This is a genomic window from Tumebacillus lipolyticus (genome assembly GCF_042682745.1).
In the GTDB taxonomy this organism is placed as follows: domain Bacteria; phylum Bacillota; class Bacilli; order Tumebacillales; family Tumebacillaceae; genus Tumebacillus_A; species Tumebacillus_A lipolyticus.
Genome location: NZ_JBHUIO010000011.1, coordinates 74,688 through 97,536, shown reverse-complemented (window position 1 = coordinate 97,536; position 22,849 = coordinate 74,688). Strand labels below are relative to the sequence as shown.

The window sequence follows — 22,849 nt, the reverse complement described above, 5'->3', positions numbered from 1 at the left end:
CAAGGGAATGAAAGGGGCACAAGAATCATGTCAGTTTTGTGGGTACTGATCATCAGCTATCTCCTCGGTTCGATTCCGACCGGTTTGATCGTCGGCAAGCTCGGCTACGGTGTTGATATTCGCACTCTGGGCAGCGGCAATTTGGGAGGAACGAACACATTTCGCACGCTCGGACGCAAAGCTGGGCTGATCGTCACGGTTGTTGATGCTCTCAAGGGCACTTTGGCGGCAAGTTTGCCGTACATTTTTCAGATCGATTTGAATCCGATGGTAGCCGGTCTGCCAGCGGTGGTGGGGCACTGCTTTCCGATCTTTGCCGGATTTCGTGGGGGCAAGGCGGTGGCGACTTCGGCTGGCGTTCTGGTCCTCTATAGCCCGCTCTGTTTTGTGGTGGCGATTTCGGCCTTTTTGATCACTCTTTATCTATCGAAGTACGTTTCCCTCTCCTCCATCGTGGCGGGGATCATCGCCCATACATATTCGATCCTTTTTGGCGATACGACGCTCTCCCTCGTCACCTTCATCCTCGTCATCTTTCTCATCTGGCTACACCGGTCGAACATCAATCGCATCGTCACCGGCACAGAGCGGAAGATTTCCTGGATGTAGATGTAGGGAACGGAACAATCGCGTGAATGGAAAAATGACCCTCAGATCTGAGGGTCATTTCTGTTTTTAAGGAAGCTGACCAAATGTTCTCGTCAACTTCCTTTATTTTGGGGGATCTGGATTTGCTACAATTTGTACTTCTTGAGCGCTTCTTCCTTGAGCTTGTAGAAGTGTTCGAGTTCATGGTCACGCCCCAAAAATTCAACTTCCGAATCAAGAAATGCTTTTTTGCTGGATTCGTGTTGCTTTATTTTCTTTGTCAGCTTCAAGTCATATTTCCCTTGATAAATACCAACGATGATATAGGTATCTTTTCTCGTATTCCATTCGAGGAATAAGAGATACCTCCCATCCTTGTTCATCCATTTGTAGTCTGCGGTGTTCACATAATAATCGTTCTTGATGTAGCTCTCTTCAAACACTGGAATCGTTTCTTTTTCTTTCGCTTCCCCTTTTAGAACTTTTTCGATATTAACTGTCGATTTGGATAGGGTGATTCCTGGACCTCCGTAATTGTCTGGACGATGGAACAATTCCCTTTCACCTGTAAAATTTCCTATCACTACGAGTTCTGACCCTTTTTCCAACTCATCAATGTTATGGAACTTTTCAAACATCGCACTTGATGTTGCGATTTCGATGTTTGCATAAGGGTCTTCCTTCATTAAGGTGAAAATAGTGATCCCACCAATCAGCAGTACGGCAACCGTCGCGGTCAATGCTCTTTTCTTCATCTTCCACCCTCCTTTTTAGTACATGTATTGAAGATTGCTAACATCTAATGGAGACAGATACCAGTAGGTATTCCGATCATCTTGCATGACAGAACTTGTACCTTCAGGTTGATGTCTCATACTCAAAACATGTCCTAACTCGTGAACTACTACTTTTCTGCGTTCATTAGCTACAAAGTTATGTTTATCCATCTTAGCATCATTTAGTTGAACGTCAGTTTTACTCCAAGCAGTACCTTCGTTGACTAAAGGATTTCCATATATATCGTAAGGGGTCATGTGTCCATACCAAGACGTATCTCCGAAATCATCCGCCCAGAACCGCAGTTTTGAATTATTGATCTCGTTAGATGTTGCTCGCCGAAAATTTATTACTGCATTTTCCACTTTGTCAAACTCCCATCTAGCATCTAGGCAAAACCCAGAGTAACCCAAGTCAGAAACTCCTTGCGATTCCCAGTACACAAGTTCAGCGATGGCTGCGTCAGGTAAACCATTTCCCGAAAAAAAAGCATCTCGATTATAGTATGCAGAATATGCAACATCGAGAATTCCAACAGAGGAAATAGCCACCACAAAAGCAACGGTACTCTTCATGCGCTTGCTTGTCATCATTCGACCAATCCCTCCATTTATAATTTTTGTTTTACAATATCATATAAAATATAGATAGTCTACTAGTTTATGGAAGTAAAAATTCTGTATAGCTGTACTACACTTATTTACCTTTCGCATTATGTGGAATCCCCCTAATACACCTTCCTGCACAATTGAAGTTGGACACCCGTTCTCCCTATGGCTGTCATCCCTTCGTCAACTCCCTTTAAGCTCACAGAAGCTCATCTCTATTTCATTCCGATCTTCGCCATCTTCACCTAATCGCGCATCTGAAAGAGGGAACGGTATCGGTAAACAAATGTGAACAAATCGAGCGTTATGCTCATATTTTCAAATAGAAATATATACTTATTATATGATCGTTGTTATAATTGAAATAGGGAGAAAGTTCATATATCTTTTAAGGTGATTAGATATTGTTCACGGAGGGTTCGAATATGTCAACGATTGAACATACAGCAAGTGTAACAATTGGAAAGATACCTTTGGGGAGAAGAATTTCCGAGTTGATGCAAGAAAAAGGGGATGCTTTTTCAATTCGTGCGTTTGCGGAGCGATTAGGAGTCAATCGAGAGACATTTAGACTCACATTATTAGGGGAACGTCCTGTTTCGATAACGCTACTAGAGAATATCTCAAGAGGACTTAAGATTGATGAAGATCGTATACGCCAACGTGATACTTATAAAATGGAAGAAGAATTAATTTCTCTATTGAACACATCTCGAAGAACGAAAGAGACGATGCTTCGCGCCCAAACACTGGCGAGTGAACTTGTGAAAGTGGCGCTGGGTTTTACAGAGCGTTGCATGTGTTGGGCAAATTTGGGTCGCGCACAATATTACCTACAAAAATACGATCTTGCTCACGAGTCATTCTTGACTGCAATGGAATATGCGGAGAAAGTAAATGAGTCGTTTGGTGATAGTACATTGCTTTATCACGTTACTTCCTTTCTGATGGTATCGTTCACTATCAGAAAGGAATACACAAATATCGTACATACATTAAATATTGTTGAGAAAGTCTTTGCAGATGATCCTGAGAAGATGGGCTATGTGCATTACACGCGAATGAAATGGGATGAGCATAGGGGAAACTTCGAACAGGCAAAAACGCACGCATATATTGCTTTAGATTATTTTGCTCAAACGAAAAGCAAAAGTCAGATCGGAAAGGCACAGCTAAACGTTGCTCATTTTGAGTATTTGATGGGGAACTACCAGAAGGCAAAAGAAGAACTGACTCTTGCTATGGATAATTTAAAATCTATCGATTACTTTTACCTACTTGCTGTCAAGGATTATCTTAAAGTGCTGATGCAACTTAATGAGAATGATAAAGCAAGCCAGGTGATTTTGGCGAACTCCACTCTCGCCAGTGAGTACCCCGATTTTATGGGCATGTTTCAGATCATGTACTCGGTCGTACAAGATAATCCGTCGTTTGCAATTTCTGTGAGTGAAGATACAAACATGAGTCGGTGGATTCGTAATATAGCATGTAGATCTCTTATGGATTACTACGCATCAAAAGGTGACGCTGTTTCTCTTATGCGTTACTATGAACAAGTAAGGTCTTCAAGGAAAAATGAATATTTCGAGGAGGGATTTTAGTGAAGAAACTTTTCAAGCTGGGTATGGTGATCGTAGTGATCGCAGTTTCGGTTGTAGCGTTTTCGCCAAACGCCAGCAATTCCAGTAAGGTTGCTTCTACTGCTCCGCCAGATTTAAATTTTATTGTAAAACCGACAGTTTGGTCATAACCGTCATAAGTTTTTGTGTTGCTCGATTGTCACCTAAAGATTTGACATTAAAATGTGCAAGTGAATGCTCAACAAATGATATACAGAAAAACCGCCCTAAATTTTATGGGGTGGTTTATTTTGTTTATAGGATAATTTTTTGGAGGTGATTGATTTGTTCTCGCTTGGAAAAAGAATTCGAGAATTTCGCTTGAAGAAAGGAATTACGCAAATTGATCTTGCAAGAGGTCTTTGTACACCATCCATGATTTCACAGATCGAATCTGATCGAGCGAAGCCCTCGCACAAAATTCTGGTCGCTATCGCTGAAAGGTTGTCCGTTTCGATCGAGCATCTTCTGTCAGACGTAAATCTTGACTTTGAATTTAGAAGTAAGCTCAAAATGGCGGTTGGGTTCGTTCGTGCAAAGGAATTTCGAACTGCAATCCCATTTTTGCAGGAACTTATCGACAGTTCCCATCCTCGAATGAAAAGCAGTGAAATTCATCTTGAACTTGCGACCTGCCATCTGGAGCTTGGGGATGTTGAAGAAGCAATCACACTGCTGAATGGCTTGTATGAGTGGGCAAATCGAAAGCAAGGTCATGAAATGCTCGTCACAACCCTCATGCGTTTGGGGAGCGCTTATCAGAAGAAAGGGGAATCGGCTCTTGCGTTGTTCCACTCCAAACGAGCTTTTGAGGAGTTGGAAAAGGTGGATGAGCATGACCCGATCCTTCGTTCCAAAGTGCTCACTCTCTTGGGAAGCGTCTACGAACAGATGGGAAAGCTTGAAGAAGCGGCAACGTTCTATGAGGGTGCCTTGGGGGAAGGTCAAGGGAAGATTGAAGAACGTGGTCAGTCGTATCTGAAGTTAGCAGAGACGTATCACAAAGCACAGTGTTTCGAAAAAGCGGAGGAGTATGCAGAAAGAGCATCTATGCTCTTGGACGAGTTGAAGAACGTCGAACAGGAACAGGCACTAAAATATCGCCTCGTCAAGCTGAAAAGTAAAAAGGGAGATTGGAGGAAGTCTGTGGATGCATTGTTGCAGATCGCGGAGCATTATCAAGATAGTTCCGAAAAGGAAAAAATCGGAGCTATTTTTGCAGATATCGCTATGATCTGCTCTAAACATGGTAAATATGAAGATGCTTGGGCATATGCGGAGCGTGCAAGATTATCGCTTTCTGATCTTCATCCAGCAATGGGAATCGTCCACCGAGTTCTTGCAAAAGTATATCGTGAGCGCAGAGATAACGAAAAAGTTGAGAAGCATCTCCACAATGCGATCAAGATTTTTCAACAGCATGGCAAAGTCGCAGAGTTTGAAGAAGTGAACAATCAGTTGTGCGAGCATCTGATCGATAGAGGAATGCACAAAGAAGCGTTTGAACTGCTGGCGAAGTTTCAAAGTTTCATGAAGCAAAAGCTCGAACAAAAAGGAATTGTGCTGTAATGGGACAATTGAACTCTCTCGTAGAGGCGAGAAAGGGTAAGAAATTAACACAAGAGCAACTGGCAGGCGCTGTTGGGATTACTAGAGCCTATCTTGCAAATATTGAATGCGGCAGGCATGTCCCCTCGCTTCAAGTAGCTTACAGGCTCGCAATCCGTCTTGGCTATTCAATTGAGATGTTGTTTTTTCATCAAAGGGGTTCACCAGCTCCACTAAAGGGGACATCCAAGAGTTGTCCTTTGAAGCAGCGAGAAGTGAATTAGCGAAAAGCGACTTTTGGGGAAGTCGCTTTTTCTTTGCGAAAGAGGTGCAAGCAAAGATTCTTAGGATGTCTAAAAAGCAAAAAAAGAAAGGGAATAGACTTCCCTTCCTTATCAATGCTTTCGATTTTGACTATCTCTCGAAACGGCAATTTTGATGAGATGCCGAATTGACCAAGCCCGGTCAACACTAGTCAAGGACTTTGGAACCGTCCGGTACCTTGCGCATCAGCCACATGCCGATCAGCACGAACAGGAGCAAGGAGAAGATGGCGATGCGGGAACCGAGGTCGCCATAGTCGCGCAGGGTGTAGGTGATCACCCCCCAGACGAGCGGACCGATGATCGCCGACACTTTGCCGGAGAGCGAAAAGAGCCCGAAAAACTCACCGCGCTTCTCCGGCGGAGACAGCTCGACGATCAAGGTGCGGGTCGACACCCAGGTCGAGCCCATCCCGATCCCGATCAGGATGCCGGTCACCCAGAACAGGGGCATCGAGTTGGAGGTCGCCGCAAGCGTGAGCGCTGCCACCCAGAGCCAGAGCACCAGATAGATCGACCTTTTCGAGCCGATCTTGTCGGTGACAAACCCCATCAGAAACGAACCGATCACAGCAAAGGCGGTCGCCACCAGCAAAAACATCGTCAGCTCAGATGCGGACAGGCCCATCACTCCTTGGGCGTAGACCGACATGAAGGCGATGACCGTGTTGATCGCATCGGTGAAGAAAAAGTAGGCGATCAAAAAGCGAAACAATCCGCGATACTCTTTGGCCGACTTGTAGGTGCGCCACACGCGGGCATACCCTTCTTTGAAGATCGAACCCTGAAATGTCTCTCCTCCGATCGCCTGCTCTCGGCGGTCTTTGACGAGGAAGAAGATCGGTAAGGAGAAGATCAGGAAGAGGAGGGCGGTCGGCACAAACGCATTGAGGTTGACGCCCGCCTTGCTCGCCTCGTCCACAGGCGCGAGCAGCAGCGCGGTCGAGAGCCACTCGGGCACTTTCCCGGTCACGAACGGCTCGATCGACAACAGACCGATGATCGTGCCGACATAGCCCATCGCCACGCCAAATCCGGAGATGCGCCCCATCTCCCGCCGCGAGCCGAGGTCGGTGATCTGCGCGTTGTAGAAGATCAGCGAGGCGTTGTAGGCGAAGTTCGCAAGGATAAAAAGGCCCAATCCTACATATAAAATGGAAGGATGAGTGCCAAGCGCCTGCCCGACCAGTCCGATGGCTGCGGTCGCTGCGATCGAGAGCAGCGAATAGAGCAGCAGAAAGGGGCGCTTTTTCTGCCGCACGTCGATCAGCACGCCGAAGATCGGGGACAGCAAGGCGATCAGGACCATCGAAATCGAGACGGCGATCGAGAACACGATGTCAGGCTGTCCGAGCGTTTCGGTGATGAAGAGCGGGAAATAGCGAGAGACGATGTTCATCGAGAAGATCGTGTTGGCGAGGTCGTACATCGCCCAAGCTAAAATCGGCAACGAGAAGAACAGACTGGCCTGACGGTTCGCACTTCGTTCGATCTGCGGTTCCATGAGGTTCCTCCTTTGAGGAAAAAGTGAAGTTTGAAATCAACGTATTTGTTCAAGGGTGTACGCGAGAAAACCTGCACCGAGAACTGCTTTTTTACAGAAAAATAAAAAAATAACTCGGACGAGTGCGCGCGGTAGGCTCCTCTTGGCGAGAGGACGCGCCAGAGAGATGGAAAAATTAAGAGATTCGAGTATAATTGCTAGTATAAGGGGGAGTCTGCATGTTTTTGTATCGCCTCGAAGCAAAGGGGAAAGGATTCCCCGACTCTCAGGTGTTCGTCCTCGCTGAAGATGAGGAGCAAGCGTTTGCAGGAGCGGAAGCTTTGCTTGAAAAAAACGCGCTCGGCCTCATCGAGATCGCCGAGTTTGCAATTCTTGAGAAAAAGCGGGCCGAAAAAGGGTCCGGCTATGTTGTGGAGTAAACCAACCGACTAAAGGGGGAACCTGCCTTGAGTACTGACAAACTTTTGACCCGCGATCAAGTGGCGGAAGATGTCAAATGGGATTTGGGAAAGATGTACGCGACAGAAGATGCGTGGGAAGCAGATTTTAAGAAGGTGCAAGATCTGCTGAAGCAAGTGGCAGGCTTCCGCAACCGCCTCGGCGAATCGGCGGAGACGCTGTTGCAATGGATGCGCCTGAATGAAGAGATCGGGCTGACGTTTGACAACGTATTGGTGTACGCGCACATGCGCTACCATCAAAATACGGCAGACTCCTTCTACCAGACCGTTTCGGAGCGCGCGTCGATGCTCGGCTCCGAGGTGCAAAGCGAGCTCTCCTTCTTCAGCCCCGAGCTGATCGGCCTGCCAGACGGGACGCTGGAGCGCTTCATGGAAGAGAAGGAAGAATTGAAGCTGTACACGATCTTCTTCGAGCGCCTGCTCCGCGAAAAAGAGCATGTGCTGTCCCCGGAGCTCGAAGAGCTGTTGGCAAAAGTGGGCGAGATCGCAGAAGCTCCGCACTCGATCTTCTCGCTGTTCGCCTATGCCGATCTGAAGATGCCGTCCGTTCAGGACACAGCAGGCGAAGAGCATGAGGTGAACGAAGGTCGCTACCGCAACCTGCTGGAATCGAAAGATCGCACGTTGCGCCAGCGCGCGTTCCAGTCCCTGTTCGGCTCTTACACCAAGTTCCGCAACACGCTCAGCTCCACCTATTACAACAGCATCAAGAAAAACGTCTTTTACGCGAAGACGAGAAAATATGGCTCCGCATTGGAGATGTCGCTGTCTGCAGACAACGTGCCGGTCGACGTGTACAACAACCTGATCCAAGCGAACCACGACAACCTCGACCAACTGCAGCGCTACCTGTCGCTCCGCAAAAAGGTGCTCGGCCTTGACGAGCTGCACTACTACGATTTCTTCGTGCCGATGGTCGAATCTGTCGATATGACCATCCCGTGGGAAAAGGGAAAAGAGATGTCGCTCGATGCGCTCAAACCGCTCGGCGAGGAATATGTCACCACCGTACAGCGCGCATTTGATGAGCGCTGGGTCGATGTCTACCCGAACGAAGGCAAGCGCACCGGCGCGTACTCGTGGGGAACTTACACATCCGCTCCCTACCTGTTCCTAAACTACACCAACACGCTCGACGACGTGTTCACCACCGTCCATGAGCTCGGCCACTCCCTGCACTCCTACTACACGATGAAGACGCAGCCGTTCATCTACGGTAACTACACGATCTTCGTCGCCGAAGTGGCATCGACGTTGAACGAAAACCTGATGCTCTCCAAAATGCTGCGCGAGGAGACGGACAAGAAGAAGCGCATGTACCTGCTGACGCACTCGCTCGACCAGTACCGTTCGACGATGTTCCGTCAGACGATGTTTGCCGAGTTTGAGAAGATCGTGCATGGTCTGGTCGAAGAGGGCCAACCGCTCAACGCAGACCTCCTGTCTGAAGTCTACCTCGACCTGAACATCAAGTATTACGGACCGGAGCTTGTGGTCGATCCGGAGCTGAAGAACGAATGGGCGCGCATTCCGCACTTCTATGACGCGTTCTACGTGTACAAATATGCGACCGGCTTCGCAGCAGCAGCTGCGCTGTCCCGCCAAATTCAACAGGAAGGTGCTCCGGCTGTCGAGCGCTACCTGAACTTCCTCTCCAAAGGATCGTCCGAAGACCCGATCGACCTGCTCAAAGGAGCGGGCGTCGACATGTCTTCTCCGAAGCCGATCCACGATGCGTTCGAAGTGTTCAAAGAGCGCTTGGACGAACTGGAAGCGCTGATCAACGAGCAGTAATCGCTCGATCACCTGCGCGATCCACAGCTAGAAATGAGAAGGAGCCCCGCATGCGTGCGGGGCTCCTTTTTTGCAGGTGATGCCGATCAGAACGATTCGCCGAGGTCGTGACGGAGCTGGTGGCGCACCAAGAACAGATAGAGCAAGGCTTGCACCAGGATGACGAAAAAGGTCACGAAGTAGATCGAATTATAATTGCCGCCGAGCAGCAGATAGCCAGCAAACGCAGAGGAGATCGCACCTGCGCCTGAGCGAAACAGGTTGCGCAGGCCGGAGTGCAGTCCGCGCTCATTGTCCGCTGTCGCCTTCATCATCGAGGAGTCGATAAACGAGTTGAACAGCGTGCCGCTAAACCCTTTGCCGAGCAGGAACAGGTAGAAGGCGTAGACGATCACATGGAAGCCCATGAACAGCATCGTCAGCATGTAGAGCGCATAGGCGGAGTAAAGCGCAAGTCGCCGCCAAGATTTTTTCATGATAAAAGGTGTGAACAGCGAGGAGAGGAACAGCAAGAACGAGTTGAATGCCAGCATATAGCCGATGCTGTTGTCAGACAGCTCGAACCGCTCGCGCAGGATGACGTTTTCAAACGGGCCGATCATCTGCCAGATCAATCCGTTGGTGGTCGCAAACAGCACGTACAGCATCACCTGCCTGCTCGGGATCACTTTCCAGCCAGACTTTTTCGGGGTGTGCTTTTCCGCCTCGGTCACTCGCTTGCTCTTGGCGGGCAGGAAGCAGCGCATGAACAGCATGATCGCAAACGCTCCGGCGATCAGGAAGACGGTGGTCTGATAGTTGGTCGTGCCCACCGGCATGATCGCCGGCAGCTTGGTGCCCAAGATGTTGCCGACGGCGAGTGCGAGCGTAAACGCGGACGTCAGCAGGTTGTAGGCGGTCGTCTCATCCTCCTTTTTCTCACACAATGACATGATGTAGGGGAATTCACAGGCGATGACGAACGAGAAGCCAAACCCCATCACGATCTGCACGAGGTACAGCTGCAGCGGAGTCTCGACCATCCCGAGCAGGAAGTAGCCGAGCACGACGAAGGACGAGCCGAAGATCATCGTAAATTTTGATCCGAAACGGTCGGTGATCATCCCGGCCGGGTAGGAGAGGGCGGCGACCGTCAAGGTGTGACAGGCGACAGCGAATCCGATCACCACCGTGTCAAAGCCGAGCGCCAAATAGTGAAAATTCATGATGACCGCCATGCCGATGCCGATGCCAAAGAGCATTTCTGACAACAGATAGAAAAGGACAGCAGGCGGCAGGGAGAAAATAGAGCGCAAATAGCCGAGCATGAGCGGTAAACCTCCTGATCAAACTGACAAATTCCATGATTTCAAAATATCTTACTACATGGCTGAGAGGTTGTCAGCCTTTTTTTCACCGCTGTCATACATCGATTCGATCAGCTCTCGGTGGCGGGCGAGCAGGACGTGCGTCCGCACTTTGAGCGTTGCGGTCAATTCCCCCGCTTCGAGGGTGAGCTCGCGGGGCAGCAGCGCGAAGCGCTTCGGGATCTCAAAGGGAGCGAACGCTTGCAGAGCCTGTTCGATCTCGCGGGCGTACAGTTCATGTACCGCCTGCGTCGTCAGCAGATCTGGAATCGCAACAGGCAGATCGCGCCCTTCGCAATAGAGCTTTAGCTGGGCGAAATCGGGGACGATCAGCGCCGTCACATATTTGCGACCGTCGCCAAACAGGATCGCCTGCGAGATGAACGCGCTTTGGGCCAGCGCCGATTCGATCGGGAAGGGCGCGACATTTTTGCCGGTCGTCAGGACGAGGATGTTTTTCTTGCGCTCGACGATTCGCAAGTAGCCCGCTTCCAACACGCCGATGTCACCGGTGCGAAACCAGCCCTGCTCGTCAAACGCCGCGCTGGTCGCCTCCTCGTTTTTGTAATAGCCGACCATCACGCTCGGTCCCTTGACCAGGATCTCGCCATCCTCCGCCGTCTTGACCTGCAGGTCGGGCAGCGGGCGGCCAACCGTGCCGACGCGGATCTGGTCGATCGGGTTGGTCGCGATGACCGGAGATGTTTCGGTCAGGCCGTACCCTTCGCTGATCGGAAGCTTGAGCGCCAGAAAAAATTCGGCCAGATACGGGGGGAGCGCTGCACCTCCTGCGACGAGCAGGCGCAAGTTGCCGCCAAGCTTCGCGCGAACCTTCGCAAAGACCAGCCGGTCAAACAGCGGGTGGAGCAGCGAGGTCAAAGGTGTCTTGCGCTGCTGATGCTGTTTGCCGATGCGCAGCGCCGCACGGAACAGCAGGCGTTTGAAGAAGGAGAACTGATCTGCGCTGTTGATGATGCTCGCATAGACTTTCTCGTAGAAGCGCGGCACAGACAACAGCAGCGTCGGTCTGATCTCCGCGATGTTTTGCGCCACTTTCGCCATGTCTTCCGCGTAGGCGATCGCGCCGCCGGCGAACAAGATGGTGAACTGACCGCAAGTGCGCTCGAAGATATGGGAGAGCGGCAAGTGGGAGAGCGTGGTGTCGGTCAGTAAGACTGGAAGGTAGTGATGGAACTGCTCGATGTTCCAGATCAGGTTGTGGTGGGTGAGCATCACGCCTTTAGGCGGTCCGGTCGTACCGGACGTGTAGCAGATGGTGGCGATCTCGTGTTCGCCTACGCTTTCATACGATCGGGGCGTGCCGAAGATCTTGCGTAGCTCGTCCCCCGCCGCCACCAGCTCGCGATAGTCGCGGCACGATGGCGCCTCTTCCGGCGAACCAGCACCGCTCGATTCGCTCGATTCGAACAGGATGATGCAGCGCAGGTGCGCGGGCGCTGCTGCCTTCGCTCGCTCCGCCAACTCCCGCGTCTCTGCAAAGAGGATCTCCACATCGCTGTCCGCCAGAATGAAGCCGATCTGCTGAGCTGTCGAGGTGGGATAGATCGGGACGGAGATCGCCCCGCAGAACAGGATGGCAAAATCGGCGATCGTCCATTCGGGGCGGTTGGTGGAGAGCAGAGCGACCTTGCTTTGGGGAGCGACGCCAAGCTGTAGCAAGCTGTGAGCGAGCGACCCGATCTCGTGCCAGAGCGCAGTATACGTCTGGCGGTGCCAGCGGTGATCTTCCTTCCAGATCAGAGCATCCCGTCCAGGATGCGCATCGACAGTCGCTTGGAGCATGGTGAGCAGATTCCGCATAAGGTCATAACCTCCTCGATCCTGACGCAGGTATGGTGATTTATGTTTACGCCGCAACAGTTTGTACGTATGATAGAACTGAGGATCGAGGAGGGTGAAGATCATGCGCTTTTCACGAGCTGAGCTGTTGGAGATCATCACCCCGCACGTGCTGAGGACGTTGGTGCGACTGCATGGTACGAAAGGCGATGCGGTGACTGCAGAAGAGCTATCGGTTGCGGGGCTGTCCGAACAGGAACAGCAAGCGTTGATTCAGACGCGCCGCCTGCGCGAGTCGGGGCCAGGCATGTATCAGATCGAACTGAACGGGTGAGGATGCAAGAAAAGACGGGCCAGCGGCGCCGTCTTTTCTTGCGGTTGCGAGGAGGTTTACTGCAAGCTGCTGCGCCCGACTTGGCGCCTGATATCGCGCAGCAATTCCGCTTTGTTTTTGCGGACGCGCAGCCCCCCGACTTTGTAGGAAGGATGAATTTGGAGCCGTTTGGCGAGTGCCTGAACTTCTTTGACGCCCAGCTCGCTCAAACTTTCCGCATCGACATTCATGCTTGCCACCCCCAAAGAAAAACCTAGACCGGAAGCTCTGGTCTAGGTTCTACTGTTCCCTATTTTTATTTGCCGAGTACATCGTCTTTCAAGGTGAGCAGGTGGGAGATCACCGTCTGGATGTCCTCTTCGGAGACGTTAAAGTCGCGCAGCGCAGCGGAGAGATGGTTGGCGACCGCCATGAAATGCTCCATCTGCAGGTTCATCCCTTCATGCGCTTTTGCCATGCTCTTGCCTGTATATTGATTCGGACCGCCCAGCGCGAAGGAGATAAAGGATGTTTGGTGGCGGCGCTGTTTCTCCATGTCGGTGTTTGCAAAGAAAGAATTGACCAGGTCATCTTTCATCATGCGCTCATAAAAATTGTCAACGACTGCTGCGATCGCAGATTGACCGCCCAGCTTTTCGAACAACGTCATGTTTTCTTGCATCAGAATCATCCCTTCCAACAGTTTCGAGTTGATCGTTACAGTTGTTAGGATACACTCTTTTTACGATATTCACCGTGCGAAATGTCACACAAGAGGGCATGCTATGTGTCGGAGGTGTGAACAGATGAAAGCATGGTTGTTGATGCTCGCTCTGCTGATCCTGCTGGCGACGCTCACGTTCGGCATCTCGTCCCGCAAAGGAGGGATCTGGAAGACGCTGATGACCCTCTTTGGGATCACCGACGCTGCGACGAAGGGCGCTGGCAGACGATAGAGGGCAAGGTTTCATTTTACCATTGAGAGGAAAGGCTCCCAGCGCAGCGTGCGGGAGCTTTTTCTGTACAGGGGTTCCTTTTTGTCGAGAAATGGCTTACGATTTTGGAAGAGATAAACTGACCAGTGAGTGCAAGAGGAGCGAGGAGAACATGTCCATTCACAAAATTCCACTCCCGACTTCGTTTGAGATCGGGGATGTAAACGTATACTTGCTCCGGGAAAAAGAGTGCCTGACGCTGATCGACACAGGCACGTCGAGCAGCGTGGGGGAGCAGGCGCTGGAGAAAAGTTTGGCCGAGTTGGGGCATTGCGTAGAAGATCTCGATCAGATCGTGCTCACCCATTATCATGCGGACCATGCGGGGCTGTTGGAGCGCTTGGTGAGCCGAAGCGGAGCGAAAGTGTACGCACATCCGCTGACCGAGCGGCTGATCCTGCCGACGGCGGAGAGCTTGGCAGAGCGAGCGAGCTTTTTTGACAGCGTCTATCTGGGGATGGGCATCACCGACAACATCAAGCGCCAAACGGTTGTCGACGAAATTGTCGGGTATCAGGAGGAGATGGGGCAAGCGGGGATCGATGTGGAGCTGCACGAGGGGGATCGCCTGCCCGGGCACGATCGCTGGCGGGTGATCTACACGCCTGGCCACTCGCAGGATCACATCTCCCTGTATCAGGAGCAGGACGGCTTGATGGTGCTCGGCGATCACCTGTTGCAGAACATCTCATCAAACGCGTTTATCGAGCCTCCGTCCACAGCGGGGGAAGAGCGCCCGAAAACGCTGATGATCTATCGGGAAGCGCTGCGCAAAGTGAATGAGCTGGAGTGGAAGGTCGGCTATCCGGGCCACTTTGAAGACATCTACGACTATCGCGCGCTGATCGAAAAGCGCTTTCGCTCGCAGGAGAAGCGGGCGAAGTCGGTCGTCGAGCTGGTGCAGGCGGGCAAGCGGAAGGGGATCGAGATCTGTTCGACCTTATTCCCAAAATCGATGAACTACCTGCCGCTGATCATGTCGGAGACGCTCGGGCACCTCGACTGGATGACCGCAGAGGGGATGATCAAAAAAAGCGTCACCGATGCGGGCGTCTGGGAGTATTCGCCCGTCAAGTAGTTCGGATGAGCGAGTACGATGTGAAAAAGGAAAGCACACTTCGCCGATGCGTTGTGTGCTTTTTATTGTGGAGGGAGGACGATCCAAGCTGATCGCTTCTTCGGAATGCAGAGAGAGTGGCAAGGCGAAAGGTAGGTTGATGTGCAAGGGAAGTAGGTGAGAGGAAGCGTGTACAGTGATTTGAGAAAATAGTTTAGAAATTCTAAAAATATGTATACTACTAGATAGTAATTAATTGAACTTAAATTAATTCTTGATAGTTTTACTATATTTCGATATAATGAAATTGTTGAATCGATTCAATAATTTTGATGGATGAGAGGAGACTGTACAATGAAAAAATTGCTTACAGCAGCTGTGCTGTCCGCGATGCTGATGGCTCCGGCTGCAGTGTCGGCAGCACCGCAAGATGTGAACGCGGTCGTAGCACCGGAAGGGTTTGAGCAAAGGTATGTTACCGAGAACAAAATCCATTATGGTGATTGCAATTCCGCTCCTGGGAGCATCTACTATTCTTCCTTTGACGGATTTACCGGCTGGCTGAGTAAAATCTCTTGCTACGATAACGGTGGGATCACCGCAAGCGTTACCTATACCGGATGGGTAAGCAGATTTAGATAAGATGCTACGACAGACGAACAGGCTGTTGACGATTTTTGTCAACAGCCTGTTGTTATTTCCAGGAAATCGCATGTTGGTCGATCATGCTCGTCAACTAAGTGGTCGCTGGTCACCGCATCCTATCGATTTTGTTGGGAGGGAAATTTGAGATCTCCAAAAATATGCAACCGAACAAAGATTAATTTATAAATAGTTGATATTCTATTAGATATTGATATAATGAAATTATTGATTCTATTCAATAAAATTAGATGTGATGAGAGGAGATTGAACAATGAAAAAATTGCTCACAGCAGCTGTGCTGTCCGCGATGCTGATGGCTCCGGCTGCAGTGTCGGCAGCACCGCAAGATGTCAACGCGGTAGTAGCTCCAGAAGCGACGTATCAACAGAAGTTTCTCATGGGAGAGCAGCGGGTGTTTTATGGAACTTGTGCAAACACTCCAGCTCAGGTCTATCACAGCACTTTTGATGGATATAGCGGGTGGTTGACTCAATACTATTGCTCTGAATCTCCGGAAAATAACCTCGCCTATGGGTATTATCAAGGTTGGGTAGGCAGGTACATCTAAGGCGTATCCGATCCACGCTCAGGCTGTTGACAATCTTTTGTCAACAGCCTGTTGTTATTTCCAGGAAATCGCATGTTGGTCGCTCATGCTCGTCAACAAAGTGGTCGCTGGTCACCGCACCCTCTCGATTTTTCGGGAAGGAAATTTAGAATTTCTAAAAATATGCATACAAATAGTAATTTGTTTTACTTATATTAACTATTGTTATTTCATTAGAATTTGATATAATAAAATTGTTGAATCGATTCAAATAACATGATGTGATGAGAGGGGATTTGAACAATGAAAAAATTGCTCACAGCGGCCGTTTTGTCCGCGATGCTGATGGCTCCGGCGGCAGCGTCGGCAGCACCACAAGATGTGAACGCGGTCGTAGCTCCAGAAGCGTATGATCAGAAGTTCATCTGGGAGTATCAGACGCATTATGGCACTTGTCAAAGCGCTCCCGTTCAGTTCTATCACACCACTTTTGATGGCTATAGCGGGTGGCTGTACAAAGTCTCTTGCTACGAGTCCGGTTCATTCGCCTATGCGACTTATAACGGCTATGTAAGCAAGTGGATCTAAGGTAGTTCCGATCCGCGGTCAGGCTGTTGACAATCTCTTGTCAACAGCCTTTTGCCGTTTCAAGCGGATCACATGTTGATCGCCCCAGCTGTTGTTGTGGTGCAGTCGAGCGCGGATGACGATGCGGTCTCGGTACAGCGTGACGAAGCGCGATTCGCTCTTAAACTGATCGACGCGGAAGGAGGACTCTCCCTGATTCGCCTCGCCGACTGAGCGCTTCTTCACCAGCTCGATCGGCTGATAGACGGAGCCGAGCCCGACAAAGGTGATGCCCTCTTTCTCGACCACCTCGGTCGGGGAGGTGACCGAGACGTGGGAATGGCCGGAGAACCAGACCACCTGCGGGTGCCGTTTGGCGATCGCGAGCAGCTTCTCTGTCTGCACGGCAGACACGCCGGGGTCCGTTTTGCCGACGGTGTTGTCGAGCGGCTGATGCAGAAAGACGAACGTGGGTGCCTGAGATGCGAGCAACGTCTTTTCGAACCATTCGATCTGCTTGTCGGAGAGCCAAGCGGCCTCGCCGATCTGCTTCTGCATCGGCATGTACTGTTCCGGGGAGAGGTGGATGAAGTGAGCGCCCTTCTCAAAATGGTCGTAGTAGAGCTGTTTCAGCCCAAACATCTGCTGGAACTGCGCTTTCGCCTTTTCATCGTTCCACTTCGAGTTTTCCCACTGGTAGTAATATTCGTGATTGCCCATGCTTGGAAAGAGCCGGTAGTTGCCATTCGCTTTCAGAATCGATTTGAGCCGCTTCAAATCCTGCTCCCGCCCGTTGCTCAGATCTCCGTTGATGACGAGAAAGTCAGGTTGAAACGCTTTGATGTCGCGCAGCGCATGGGTGAATTTATGCGTTCTTTTGTAAGGGTCGATGTTCCAAGCGTCCATCACGTGCGTGTCCGAAAAGGCGGCAAATTTTAAGAGCGGGGTTTCGATCTGCACGCTTTCCCGCGCCAGCCCATTCGGCTGGACGAGCAGTGCGGATAGCATCAGCGAGCTGAGGAACGCTGCCAGAAATCGTCTCACTTTCATCACTCCTCCACAGCGAAAAAGTTTTTCGTAGTATGCCACGATTTAGCAGGGAGTATGATACACTGAAAAAAAGTTGAGTTGCGCAAAAGGGGAGACGGAAGACATGTCGATTTATGAGGTTCGTTTGTCCAGAATCAAAGAGTGGATGAAACAGGAGAACGTAGGCGTGACGCTGGTGACTTCGCCGCCGAACGTTTTTTATCTGACCGGCTTTGATTGCCATCCGCACGAGCGGTTTATGGCGCTCTGCATCCAAGCTTCCGGTGAGACAGCGCTGTTCGTGCCAACGCTTGAGCGCGATGCTGCGCAAAAAGCGGGCTGCACGAACATCGTCACCGTGGGGGATACGGACGACCCGATGGCGAAGCTCCGCACGGTGATCGGAGATGGGCCTTACGGAAAGCTTGCGGTGGAGAAAGAGCACATGACGGTGGCGCGCTATGAGCAGTTGCAGACCGTCTTCGGCGAGGAGAAAGCGGTGGCGGCAGAAGAGCTGTTGCTCAACATGCGCCTGCAGAAGGATGCGGCAGAAGTGGCGATCATGAAGAAGGCGGCAGAGATCGCCGACCGAGCGATCGAAGCGGGCATCGCTGCGATCGCGATCGGCAAGACCGAGCAGGAGCTGGTCGCCGTGGTCGAATCGACGATGATGGCGCTCGGCGCTTCCGGCCCGTCCTTTTCGACCACCGTGCTCGCCGGGGAGAAGAGCGCGCTGCCGCACGGCACGCCGGGCAGCCGAGCGATTCAACAGGGAGACTTTGTCCTGTTTGACCTCGGCGCAGTCTATGAAGGGTACTGTTCGGATATCACGCGGACGGTCGTCGTCGGCGAACCGACCGCACAGCAGCGAGAGATCTATGAGGCGGTGCTCGCCGCCAACCTCGCCAGCATCGCGGCGACCAAGCCGGGCCGCCAAGCAAAGGAGATCGACAGCGCAGCGCGCGACGTGATCACCGCAGCCGGCTATGGCGAATATTTTAACCACCGGGTCGGCCACGGCTTAGGCATCGAGATCCACGAGTTCCCCTCGGTGCACGGCAACAACGAGCATGAGTTGGTGACCGGCATGGTTTTCACCATCGAGCCGGGCATTTACCTGTCTGACGTCGGCGGCGTGCGGATCGAAGACGATGTGGTCGTCACGGAAGACGGTGTCGAGGTGCTGACCTCCTATCCGAAAGCTTTGCAGGTGATCTCCGTTTAATGGATGGAGGGGGCTTGAGAATCCCCCTCTCCTTAATCGGCAACCGAAACGAACAACCCCCAAACACCGGAGAGTCAGGGTGTTTGGGGGTTGCTTTCGCTCCTAGAGCAAAGAGGGAGCAGGGCTGAAAAATCTGAAATTTACGGTCGGACAACCTCGCGCTAGGTGGCGAGCGACTGTTGGTGCTGCTGCTCGAATCGCTCTAAGATCTCCAGGTACAGCGCGTTAAACTCGGCAAATCGCTCGATGGTCACAACGTGTGCACACCCTTTCAACAGGTGTAGCTTCGCGCCGTGAATCCACTCTTTCATCTTTTTGACCTGACCGATAAACCAATAGTCTGCATCTCCGGAGATCAGATGGGTCGGCACTCGCAGCTTGCGACAGATCGCGCTCCCGTTCGCCGAGGTCAAAAAGGAGATGATCTTCTCAAACTCCCGCGGGCACAGCTCGCGGCTCGCTTTGATAAACGCCTGTCGCCCCACCTGCTCGCGGCGGCGCGGCATCAGTACTTTCGAGCCGATGCGGACGATGAGGTTGGGCGGCATGATCCGCGTCATCGTGCGATTGAGCGGGGAGATCACCGCTCGGAAGTACCACGGCAGGCGGTAGAATCCTCCGGCGAGCGTGAGCGTCCGCACCATCTCCGGGTACTTGCTGGCAAACGCTTGGGCGACCAGCGCACCCATCGAGAGGGAGCAGATGTGCGCCGTTTCGATGCCTTTCTCCTTGAGCATCAGGGCGAGGTCGTCTGCGTACAGGTTGGCATCGTACGCATCGACTTTGGAGCCTCCCGTCTTGCCGTGACCGCGCAGGTCGTAGAGCAAGACGCGAAACTTTTTTTGAAACATCCGAACTTGTGGCAACCAGGTGCGGGAGTTGCCTGCAAATCCGTGTATGAAAACGACCGGAATTCCCGAACCGTATTCGCTTACATAATGGTTCATTCGCTTTTTTCTACCTCCCAAAAAGGGTACTTCCATACTATCATACTTCTTCTTTCGACAATACCAAACATTTAGTGACAAGGGGAAGGAAATTGATAGAGGGAATTGAATTTCTAACAGAGTTGATGATTTTGAAACAACAGTGGAGGAAACTATGAGTAAGAATTACATGCCGAGCAAGGGTGATTTTGAAAAGCTGGCCCGGATGAAGGCGCCTTACCAGCAGACGATCGATGAGCTGAAAGTCAAGCTGAAAGGCATCAAATATGGCTGTCTGCAAGAAAATGGATATACTCCGATCGAATTTGTCGTCGGTCGTGTCAAATCGACCGAGTCGATGTTAAAAAAGGCGGAGAGCAAAGGGGTACAGCTCGGCGCAGGCAATTGGATCGATGAGGTGGAGAAGCAGGTCAAGGATATTGCCGGCCTGCGCTTGGTCTCGCGCTATATCGAAGATCTGCGCGAAGCGCAGGAGATCTTGAGCCAGCGCGAAGACATCGTGGTCGAAGAGGTGAAGGATTATATCACGATCCCGAAAGACTCCGGATATCGCTCGATCCACATGATCGTTCGCTACCCGACCTACCATGGTGCGGCGAAAAAAGAGGTATTTTGTGAAATTCAACTGCGCACGCTCGCAATGAACTTTTGGGCGACCAACGAGCACGAACTGCGCTATAAATATGATCAAAAGCTTCCCGATGATATGCGGGCCGAACTGCGCAAGGCGGCAGACAGCGCTCATGAGCTCGATTTGCAGATGGATCAATTTCGACGGGAGATCCGCGAGGCGCACGAGCTGAACAAACAGATCGCGCTTTCCAACGAAGTGAAGCTGGAGGAAATTTTTTCGCTCTATGTCAAAAAGGACTACAAGCGTGCCCAGGAGCTGTACCGCCACTATTTTGGCGAAGGGCATGATTTTACCCACGATCCGAAGCTGAAGATGATCGACGACCTGCTCGGTTCGCGGCTCAAACTGATGAAGTGAGGAACGACACAACCCCCAAACCCACGCTCTGCGTGGAGTTGGGGGTTGTTTATTCGAAAGCGGGATCTTCGAATGGAGGAGCTGATCGCAAGGCGCTCGATGAGATGGACAGCTCTTTTTTCAACAATGCTTATGTTATGATTTTTCGCGCAAGGTGCGTTCGATCGAAGTCATCAGCTGGATGCCCACATCGGGTTCGAACGAATCGACCGCAGTCTGCATCGCATAGGTGAAACGGAAGGTGGACGTTTCTTGCAACAGGTCGCGCAACATCTTGCGAGCTGCGGATGACAGTTCTTGCTTCAATACGCCTTCTAGGAATTTTTGTATGTCTGACGTCTCCTGATCTAAGCGAGCGGAGAGATCGGTTGTAATCGACTTTTGAATCGGGGGTTCGGGATGGACAGGTTGGTTGATTTTGAATTGGTGAGGTTGGAGGTCATCCGCCAGATCCAAGGGCTCGGCTGTAAGAACGACTTCTGTCTCTTCTGACAGGGGGGATGCGCTGACTTCAATTGATTCTTGATCGGTCGATCGCGCAGATTCGATGTGCGAAGAAGCTTTCTGTTTGTTTTCCAGTGAAAAGGCGATCTCTCCGGTGCGGCGATCAAATTTATTGATGCGGGCGGTGATCGGCACTTGCTTGTCGATCATCTCCTGCAAGTTGGTCTGCATCACAGAGGACATTTCGCTGTTGTGAATCAATCCGCTCAACCCATCTGAGGTGGAGGCAAAGCAGCCGAAGTCCATAATGCGAAACGGATAGACTTCAATCATCGAACCAACATGGTACTTGCTTAACAAACTGGGTTTCAGGTTATCCCGTTTCGAGCGGCCAAACTGCTGAACATAACGCAAAGTATCCATATAATTTTTGTATTCCTTTCCCTCTAAATTCCCCTACGCGACACGACGAAACCAGCATCTCGCAGTTCGAGTGCTGGAAAAATTTAGTTTTGTAGTGCCGTTCATATTTCAAGTTTACAACTTGCCAGAATAATGTCAAGCTTTCAAACGGAGTGCAAATGGCTGCGCGTAAGTTGACAAGAGGGACGTTTTGACTCAAAACGTCCCCCAGTCAAACGGTTATTTGTTATTTGCCAGTTGGCGCAGCCGATCCAAGGTCGGCATATCTTCAAAGTGATGAACCAACAGGCGATCGCCGCCATTCAAATAGGAAGGAATCGTGTCGATATTTTGCTCAGCCGCCAGTTGCAGATCCGCATCGTACGCGCCTTTTGCCGCCTCTTCGTGAAGCAACTTTTGAAAGGATGCGCCGTCCAGACCGATCTCCTCGGCGATCTGCACCAACAGCTCTTCGCTGGAGATGTCCTGCTTGTTGCCCCAGTGTGCGTGGAAGACCGCTTTCACATACGCTTCCGCATGTCCCAAGCTTTCGGCCGCTTTGGTGGCGATCAGCGCGGGGATCGTCTCCGATTGCACCGGATTGGAAAGCGGGATGTTCAGCTCTGTGCGCAGTTCGCGCAGCTTGGCGGTCGCCGCTTCATAATATCCTTCAGGCTTGGGCGGCGGCGTTGCCGCTTCTGGCATCTTCCAGACATGATAGTCGATCGTCACCCCTTCGGCGCTCAGCTCGCGAACCGTATAGCTCGCCATGTAGCACCAAGGGCAGGCATAGTCAAAGTAGAAATCGAGCTTCGCCATCAGAATTGTCCTCCTACCAACTGGGTGTGCGCGACCGCGATGCATTGATCCATCACGATCTCCACGCCGTTTTGCTTGGCCAGCTCGGCCGCTTTCTCATCATAGACGCCAGACTGTGCCCAGATGCGCTTGCAGCCTGCTTGAATCGCCGCCTCAACGACGCTGTACAGCTCTTCGCTTCTGCGGAAGACGTTGACCAGATCGATCTTCTCCGGCACATCGTCGATCGTCGGATAGGACGTCTCGCCGAGCACCTCTTCGACCATCGGGTTGACCGGAATCGTGCGATAGCCGCGATTTTGCATCGTCTCCGCGATCATATAGGAAGTGCGCTCCGGCTTATCCGAAAGGCCGACGACGGCGATGATCTTCGCTTCTTCAAGCCACTGTTTCAACTGTTCACGGGTCGGTTCTTGATACATGCTCATCATCCTCTTTTCCGTAAGGTTGGTTCTTGTTACCAGCATACCCCGTTTTCGCATAAAAAACTGTTGTGT

The 22,849-nt window shown here is 51.4% G+C and carries 28 protein-coding genes; 16 read left to right on the top strand and 12 right to left on the bottom strand.

Translation table 11 applies throughout. From position 1 onward, the window contains the following. Positions 1 to 27: 27 nt before the first annotated feature. Complete coding sequence (gene plsY, locus ACFSOY_RS16700; protein ID WP_386048553.1) at positions 28 to 609, top strand: glycerol-3-phosphate 1-O-acyltransferase PlsY; 582 nt, start codon at positions 28 to 30, stop codon at positions 607 to 609. A 125-nt stretch (positions 610 to 734) separates the two neighbouring features. On the opposite strand, the gene ACFSOY_RS16695 is transcribed toward plsY, so the two are convergent. Together ACFSOY_RS16695 and ACFSOY_RS16690 are read right to left on the bottom strand one after the other, a co-directional pair. Further along, positions 735 to 1,343: a hypothetical protein gene (locus ACFSOY_RS16695; protein WP_386048551.1), complete on the bottom strand. Its 609-nt coding sequence runs from the start codon at positions 1,341 to 1,343 to the stop codon at positions 735 to 737. Positions 1,344 to 1,358: 15 nt separating this feature from the next. Continuing rightward, the gene (locus tag ACFSOY_RS16690; RefSeq protein ID WP_386048550.1) at positions 1,359 to 1,958 is read right to left on the bottom strand and encodes a zinc metalloprotease; all 600 of its coding nucleotides are present in this window, start codon (positions 1,956 to 1,958) and stop codon (positions 1,359 to 1,361) included. A gap of 440 nt (positions 1,959 to 2,398) precedes the next feature. Here ACFSOY_RS16690 and ACFSOY_RS16685 point away from each other — a divergent pair, with 440 nt between their 5' ends. The 5 genes from ACFSOY_RS16685 to ACFSOY_RS16665 all read left to right on the top strand — a co-directional run bounded on the left by ACFSOY_RS16685 (position 2,399) and on the right by ACFSOY_RS16665 (position 5,582). Continuing rightward, complete coding sequence (locus tag ACFSOY_RS16685; protein WP_386048548.1) at positions 2,399 to 3,577, top strand: helix-turn-helix domain-containing protein; 1,179 nt, start codon at positions 2,399 to 2,401, stop codon at positions 3,575 to 3,577. Beyond that, on the top strand, positions 3,577 to 3,726 hold the full coding sequence (locus ACFSOY_RS16680) for a hypothetical protein (RefSeq protein WP_386048546.1): 150 nt from the start codon (positions 3,577 to 3,579) through the stop codon (positions 3,724 to 3,726). The genes ACFSOY_RS16685 and ACFSOY_RS16680 overlap by 1 nt, the downstream gene beginning before the upstream one ends. A gap of 145 nt (positions 3,727 to 3,871) precedes the next feature. After that, the gene (locus ACFSOY_RS16675) at positions 3,872 to 5,164 is read left to right on the top strand and encodes a helix-turn-helix domain-containing protein (RefSeq protein WP_386048544.1); all 1,293 of its coding nucleotides are present in this window, start codon (positions 3,872 to 3,874) and stop codon (positions 5,162 to 5,164) included. Further along, positions 5,164 to 5,427: a helix-turn-helix transcriptional regulator gene (locus ACFSOY_RS16670; protein ID WP_386048542.1), complete on the top strand. Its 264-nt coding sequence runs from the start codon at positions 5,164 to 5,166 to the stop codon at positions 5,425 to 5,427. The genes ACFSOY_RS16675 and ACFSOY_RS16670 overlap by 1 nt, the downstream gene beginning before the upstream one ends. Continuing rightward, positions 5,397 to 5,582: a hypothetical protein gene (locus ACFSOY_RS16665; RefSeq protein ID WP_386049520.1), complete on the top strand. Its 186-nt coding sequence runs from the start codon at positions 5,397 to 5,399 to the stop codon at positions 5,580 to 5,582. The genes ACFSOY_RS16670 and ACFSOY_RS16665 overlap by 31 nt, the downstream gene beginning before the upstream one ends. 32 nt (positions 5,583 to 5,614) lie before the next feature. On the opposite strand, the gene ACFSOY_RS16660 is transcribed toward ACFSOY_RS16665, so the two are convergent. Continuing rightward, positions 5,615 to 6,970, bottom strand: a complete 1,356-nt coding sequence (locus ACFSOY_RS16660) for an MFS transporter (RefSeq protein WP_386048540.1) — start codon at positions 6,968 to 6,970, stop codon at positions 5,615 to 5,617. A 218-nt stretch (positions 6,971 to 7,188) separates the two neighbouring features. Here ACFSOY_RS16660 and ACFSOY_RS16655 point away from each other — a divergent pair, with 218 nt between their 5' ends. Together ACFSOY_RS16655 and pepF are read left to right on the top strand one after the other, a co-directional pair. Continuing rightward, entirely contained in the window at positions 7,189 to 7,389 is a 201-nt protein-coding gene (locus tag ACFSOY_RS16655; RefSeq protein WP_386048539.1) for a DUF3906 family protein, read from the top strand. A gap of 27 nt (positions 7,390 to 7,416) precedes the next feature. Then, positions 7,417 to 9,225, top strand: a complete 1,809-nt coding sequence (pepF, locus tag ACFSOY_RS16650) for an oligoendopeptidase F (protein ID WP_386048537.1) — start codon at positions 7,417 to 7,419, stop codon at positions 9,223 to 9,225. An 86-nt stretch (positions 9,226 to 9,311) separates the two neighbouring features. Here pepF and ACFSOY_RS16645 read toward each other — a convergent pair whose 3' ends face one another. Further along, a complete protein-coding gene (locus ACFSOY_RS16645; protein WP_386048536.1) occupies positions 9,312 to 10,532 on the bottom strand; it encodes an MFS transporter in 1,221 nt (406 codons plus the stop codon). Between the two features lie 54 nt (positions 10,533 to 10,586). Continuing rightward, positions 10,587 to 12,392, bottom strand: a complete 1,806-nt coding sequence (locus tag ACFSOY_RS16640; protein WP_386048534.1) for an AMP-dependent synthetase/ligase — start codon at positions 12,390 to 12,392, stop codon at positions 10,587 to 10,589. Positions 12,393 to 12,495: 103 nt separating this feature from the next. On the opposite strand from ACFSOY_RS16640, the gene ACFSOY_RS16635 reads away from it, so the two are divergent. Next, on the top strand, positions 12,496 to 12,705 hold the full coding sequence (locus tag ACFSOY_RS16635) for a hypothetical protein (protein ID WP_386048532.1): 210 nt from the start codon (positions 12,496 to 12,498) through the stop codon (positions 12,703 to 12,705). A 56-nt stretch (positions 12,706 to 12,761) separates the two neighbouring features. On the opposite strand, the gene ACFSOY_RS16630 is transcribed toward ACFSOY_RS16635, so the two are convergent. Together ACFSOY_RS16630 and ACFSOY_RS16625 are read right to left on the bottom strand one after the other, a co-directional pair. Further along, positions 12,762 to 12,935 carry a hypothetical protein gene (locus ACFSOY_RS16630; protein WP_386048531.1) on the bottom strand — a complete coding sequence of 58 codons (174 nt, stop codon included), beginning with the start codon at positions 12,933 to 12,935 and terminating at the stop codon, positions 12,762 to 12,764. A gap of 65 nt (positions 12,936 to 13,000) precedes the next feature. Beyond that, positions 13,001 to 13,366 carry a group I truncated hemoglobin gene (locus tag ACFSOY_RS16625; RefSeq protein WP_386048529.1) on the bottom strand — a complete coding sequence of 122 codons (366 nt, stop codon included), beginning with the start codon at positions 13,364 to 13,366 and terminating at the stop codon, positions 13,001 to 13,003. Between the two features lie 124 nt (positions 13,367 to 13,490). On the opposite strand from ACFSOY_RS16625, the gene ACFSOY_RS16620 reads away from it, so the two are divergent. The 5 genes from ACFSOY_RS16620 to ACFSOY_RS16600 all read left to right on the top strand — a co-directional run bounded on the left by ACFSOY_RS16620 (position 13,491) and on the right by ACFSOY_RS16600 (position 16,516). Then, positions 13,491 to 13,640 (top strand): hypothetical protein, encoded by a 150-nt coding sequence (locus ACFSOY_RS16620; RefSeq protein ID WP_386048527.1) that lies wholly within the window; start codon positions 13,491 to 13,493, stop codon positions 13,638 to 13,640. A 151-nt stretch (positions 13,641 to 13,791) separates the two neighbouring features. Then, a complete protein-coding gene (locus tag ACFSOY_RS16615) occupies positions 13,792 to 14,757 on the top strand; it encodes an MBL fold metallo-hydrolase (RefSeq protein ID WP_386048526.1) in 966 nt (321 codons plus the stop codon). 333 nt (positions 14,758 to 15,090) lie between these two features. After that, positions 15,091 to 15,378 carry a hypothetical protein gene (locus ACFSOY_RS16610; protein ID WP_386048524.1) on the top strand — a complete coding sequence of 96 codons (288 nt, stop codon included), beginning with the start codon at positions 15,091 to 15,093 and terminating at the stop codon, positions 15,376 to 15,378. Positions 15,379 to 15,652: 274 nt separating this feature from the next. Further along, positions 15,653 to 15,949 carry a hypothetical protein gene (locus ACFSOY_RS16605; RefSeq protein ID WP_386048522.1) on the top strand — a complete coding sequence of 99 codons (297 nt, stop codon included), beginning with the start codon at positions 15,653 to 15,655 and terminating at the stop codon, positions 15,947 to 15,949. A gap of 282 nt (positions 15,950 to 16,231) precedes the next feature. After that, positions 16,232 to 16,516: a hypothetical protein gene (locus tag ACFSOY_RS16600; protein ID WP_386048521.1), complete on the top strand. Its 285-nt coding sequence runs from the start codon at positions 16,232 to 16,234 to the stop codon at positions 16,514 to 16,516. 18 nt (positions 16,517 to 16,534) lie between these two features. Here the strand turns inward: ACFSOY_RS16600 and ACFSOY_RS16595 are convergent, their stop codons facing one another. Then, positions 16,535 to 17,539, bottom strand: coding sequence for a metallophosphoesterase family protein (locus ACFSOY_RS16595; RefSeq protein ID WP_386048519.1), 1,005 nt, complete (start codon positions 17,537 to 17,539; stop codon positions 16,535 to 16,537). Between the two features lie 109 nt (positions 17,540 to 17,648). Between ACFSOY_RS16595 and ACFSOY_RS16590 the strand changes: the two genes are divergently transcribed. Next, complete coding sequence (locus tag ACFSOY_RS16590) at positions 17,649 to 18,749, top strand: M24 family metallopeptidase (RefSeq protein WP_386048517.1); 1,101 nt, start codon at positions 17,649 to 17,651, stop codon at positions 18,747 to 18,749. 161 nt (positions 18,750 to 18,910) lie between these two features. Here ACFSOY_RS16590 and ACFSOY_RS16585 read toward each other — a convergent pair whose 3' ends face one another. Continuing rightward, positions 18,911 to 19,696 carry an alpha/beta fold hydrolase gene (locus tag ACFSOY_RS16585; RefSeq protein WP_386048515.1) on the bottom strand — a complete coding sequence of 262 codons (786 nt, stop codon included), beginning with the start codon at positions 19,694 to 19,696 and terminating at the stop codon, positions 18,911 to 18,913. 154 nt (positions 19,697 to 19,850) lie between these two features. Between ACFSOY_RS16585 and ACFSOY_RS16580 the strand changes: the two genes are divergently transcribed. Beyond that, positions 19,851 to 20,687: a GTP pyrophosphokinase gene (locus ACFSOY_RS16580; protein ID WP_386048513.1), complete on the top strand. Its 837-nt coding sequence runs from the start codon at positions 19,851 to 19,853 to the stop codon at positions 20,685 to 20,687. Positions 20,688 to 20,822: 135 nt separating this feature from the next. Here the strand turns inward: ACFSOY_RS16580 and ACFSOY_RS16575 are convergent, their stop codons facing one another. The 3 genes from ACFSOY_RS16575 to ACFSOY_RS16565 form a co-directional block, all read right to left on the bottom strand. Then, positions 20,823 to 21,464 carry a S1 domain-containing protein gene (locus ACFSOY_RS16575; RefSeq protein ID WP_386048511.1) on the bottom strand — a complete coding sequence of 214 codons (642 nt, stop codon included), beginning with the start codon at positions 21,462 to 21,464 and terminating at the stop codon, positions 20,823 to 20,825. A 309-nt stretch (positions 21,465 to 21,773) separates the two neighbouring features. Beyond that, positions 21,774 to 22,352, bottom strand: coding sequence for a DsbA family oxidoreductase (locus ACFSOY_RS16570; RefSeq protein WP_386048509.1), 579 nt, complete (start codon positions 22,350 to 22,352; stop codon positions 21,774 to 21,776). Continuing rightward, positions 22,352 to 22,774, bottom strand: coding sequence for a CoA-binding protein (locus ACFSOY_RS16565; RefSeq protein ID WP_386048507.1), 423 nt, complete (start codon positions 22,772 to 22,774; stop codon positions 22,352 to 22,354). Before ACFSOY_RS16565 ends, ACFSOY_RS16570 begins: the two co-directional genes overlap by 1 nt. Between the last annotated feature and the right edge of the window lie 75 nt (positions 22,775 to 22,849).

Bases quoted from the DNA above. Each gene is read 5' to 3' on its own strand.
- plsY (WP_386048553.1), top strand. From the start codon at position 28: ATGTCAGTTTTGTGGGTACTGATCATCAGCTATCTCCTCGGTTCGATT.
- ACFSOY_RS16695 (WP_386048551.1), bottom strand. From the start codon at position 1,343: ATGAAGAAAAGAGCATTGACCGCGACGGTTGCCGTACTGCTGATTGGT.
- ACFSOY_RS16690 (WP_386048550.1), bottom strand. From the start codon at position 1,958: ATGATGACAAGCAAGCGCATGAAGAGTACCGTTGCTTTTGTGGTGGCT.
- ACFSOY_RS16685 (WP_386048548.1), top strand. From the start codon at position 2,399: ATGTCAACGATTGAACATACAGCAAGTGTAACAATTGGAAAGATACCT.
- ACFSOY_RS16670 (WP_386048542.1), top strand. From the start codon at position 5,164: ATGGGACAATTGAACTCTCTCGTAGAGGCGAGAAAGGGTAAGAAATTA.
- ACFSOY_RS16660 (WP_386048540.1), bottom strand. From the start codon at position 6,970: ATGGAACCGCAGATCGAACGAAGTGCGAACCGTCAGGCCAGTCTGTTC.
- ACFSOY_RS16655 (WP_386048539.1), top strand. From the start codon at position 7,189: ATGTTTTTGTATCGCCTCGAAGCAAAGGGGAAAGGATTCCCCGACTCT.
- ACFSOY_RS16645 (WP_386048536.1), bottom strand. From the start codon at position 10,532: ATGCTCGGCTATTTGCGCTCTATTTTCTCCCTGCCGCCTGCTGTCCTT.
- ACFSOY_RS16640 (WP_386048534.1), bottom strand. From the start codon at position 12,392: ATGCGGAATCTGCTCACCATGCTCCAAGCGACTGTCGATGCGCATCCT.
- ACFSOY_RS16635 (WP_386048532.1), top strand. From the start codon at position 12,496: ATGCGCTTTTCACGAGCTGAGCTGTTGGAGATCATCACCCCGCACGTG.
- ACFSOY_RS16630 (WP_386048531.1), bottom strand. From the start codon at position 12,935: ATGAATGTCGATGCGGAAAGTTTGAGCGAGCTGGGCGTCAAAGAAGTT.
- ACFSOY_RS16625 (WP_386048529.1), bottom strand. From the start codon at position 13,366: ATGCAAGAAAACATGACGTTGTTCGAAAAGCTGGGCGGTCAATCTGCG.
- ACFSOY_RS16620 (WP_386048527.1), top strand. From the start codon at position 13,491: ATGAAAGCATGGTTGTTGATGCTCGCTCTGCTGATCCTGCTGGCGACG.
- ACFSOY_RS16615 (WP_386048526.1), top strand. From the start codon at position 13,792: ATGTCCATTCACAAAATTCCACTCCCGACTTCGTTTGAGATCGGGGAT.
- ACFSOY_RS16610 (WP_386048524.1), top strand. From the start codon at position 15,091: ATGAAAAAATTGCTTACAGCAGCTGTGCTGTCCGCGATGCTGATGGCT.
- ACFSOY_RS16605 (WP_386048522.1), top strand. From the start codon at position 15,653: ATGAAAAAATTGCTCACAGCAGCTGTGCTGTCCGCGATGCTGATGGCT.
- ACFSOY_RS16600 (WP_386048521.1), top strand. From the start codon at position 16,232: ATGAAAAAATTGCTCACAGCGGCCGTTTTGTCCGCGATGCTGATGGCT.
- ACFSOY_RS16590 (WP_386048517.1), top strand. From the start codon at position 17,649: ATGTCGATTTATGAGGTTCGTTTGTCCAGAATCAAAGAGTGGATGAAA.
- ACFSOY_RS16585 (WP_386048515.1), bottom strand. From the start codon at position 19,696: ATGAACCATTATGTAAGCGAATACGGTTCGGGAATTCCGGTCGTTTTC.
- ACFSOY_RS16580 (WP_386048513.1), top strand. From the start codon at position 19,851: ATGAGTAAGAATTACATGCCGAGCAAGGGTGATTTTGAAAAGCTGGCC.
- ACFSOY_RS16575 (WP_386048511.1), bottom strand. From the start codon at position 21,464: ATGATTGAAGTCTATCCGTTTCGCATTATGGACTTCGGCTGCTTTGCC.
- ACFSOY_RS16570 (WP_386048509.1), bottom strand. From the start codon at position 22,352: ATGGCGAAGCTCGATTTCTACTTTGACTATGCCTGCCCTTGGTGCTAC.
- ACFSOY_RS16565 (WP_386048507.1), bottom strand. From the start codon at position 22,774: ATGTATCAAGAACCGACCCGTGAACAGTTGAAACAGTGGCTTGAAGAA.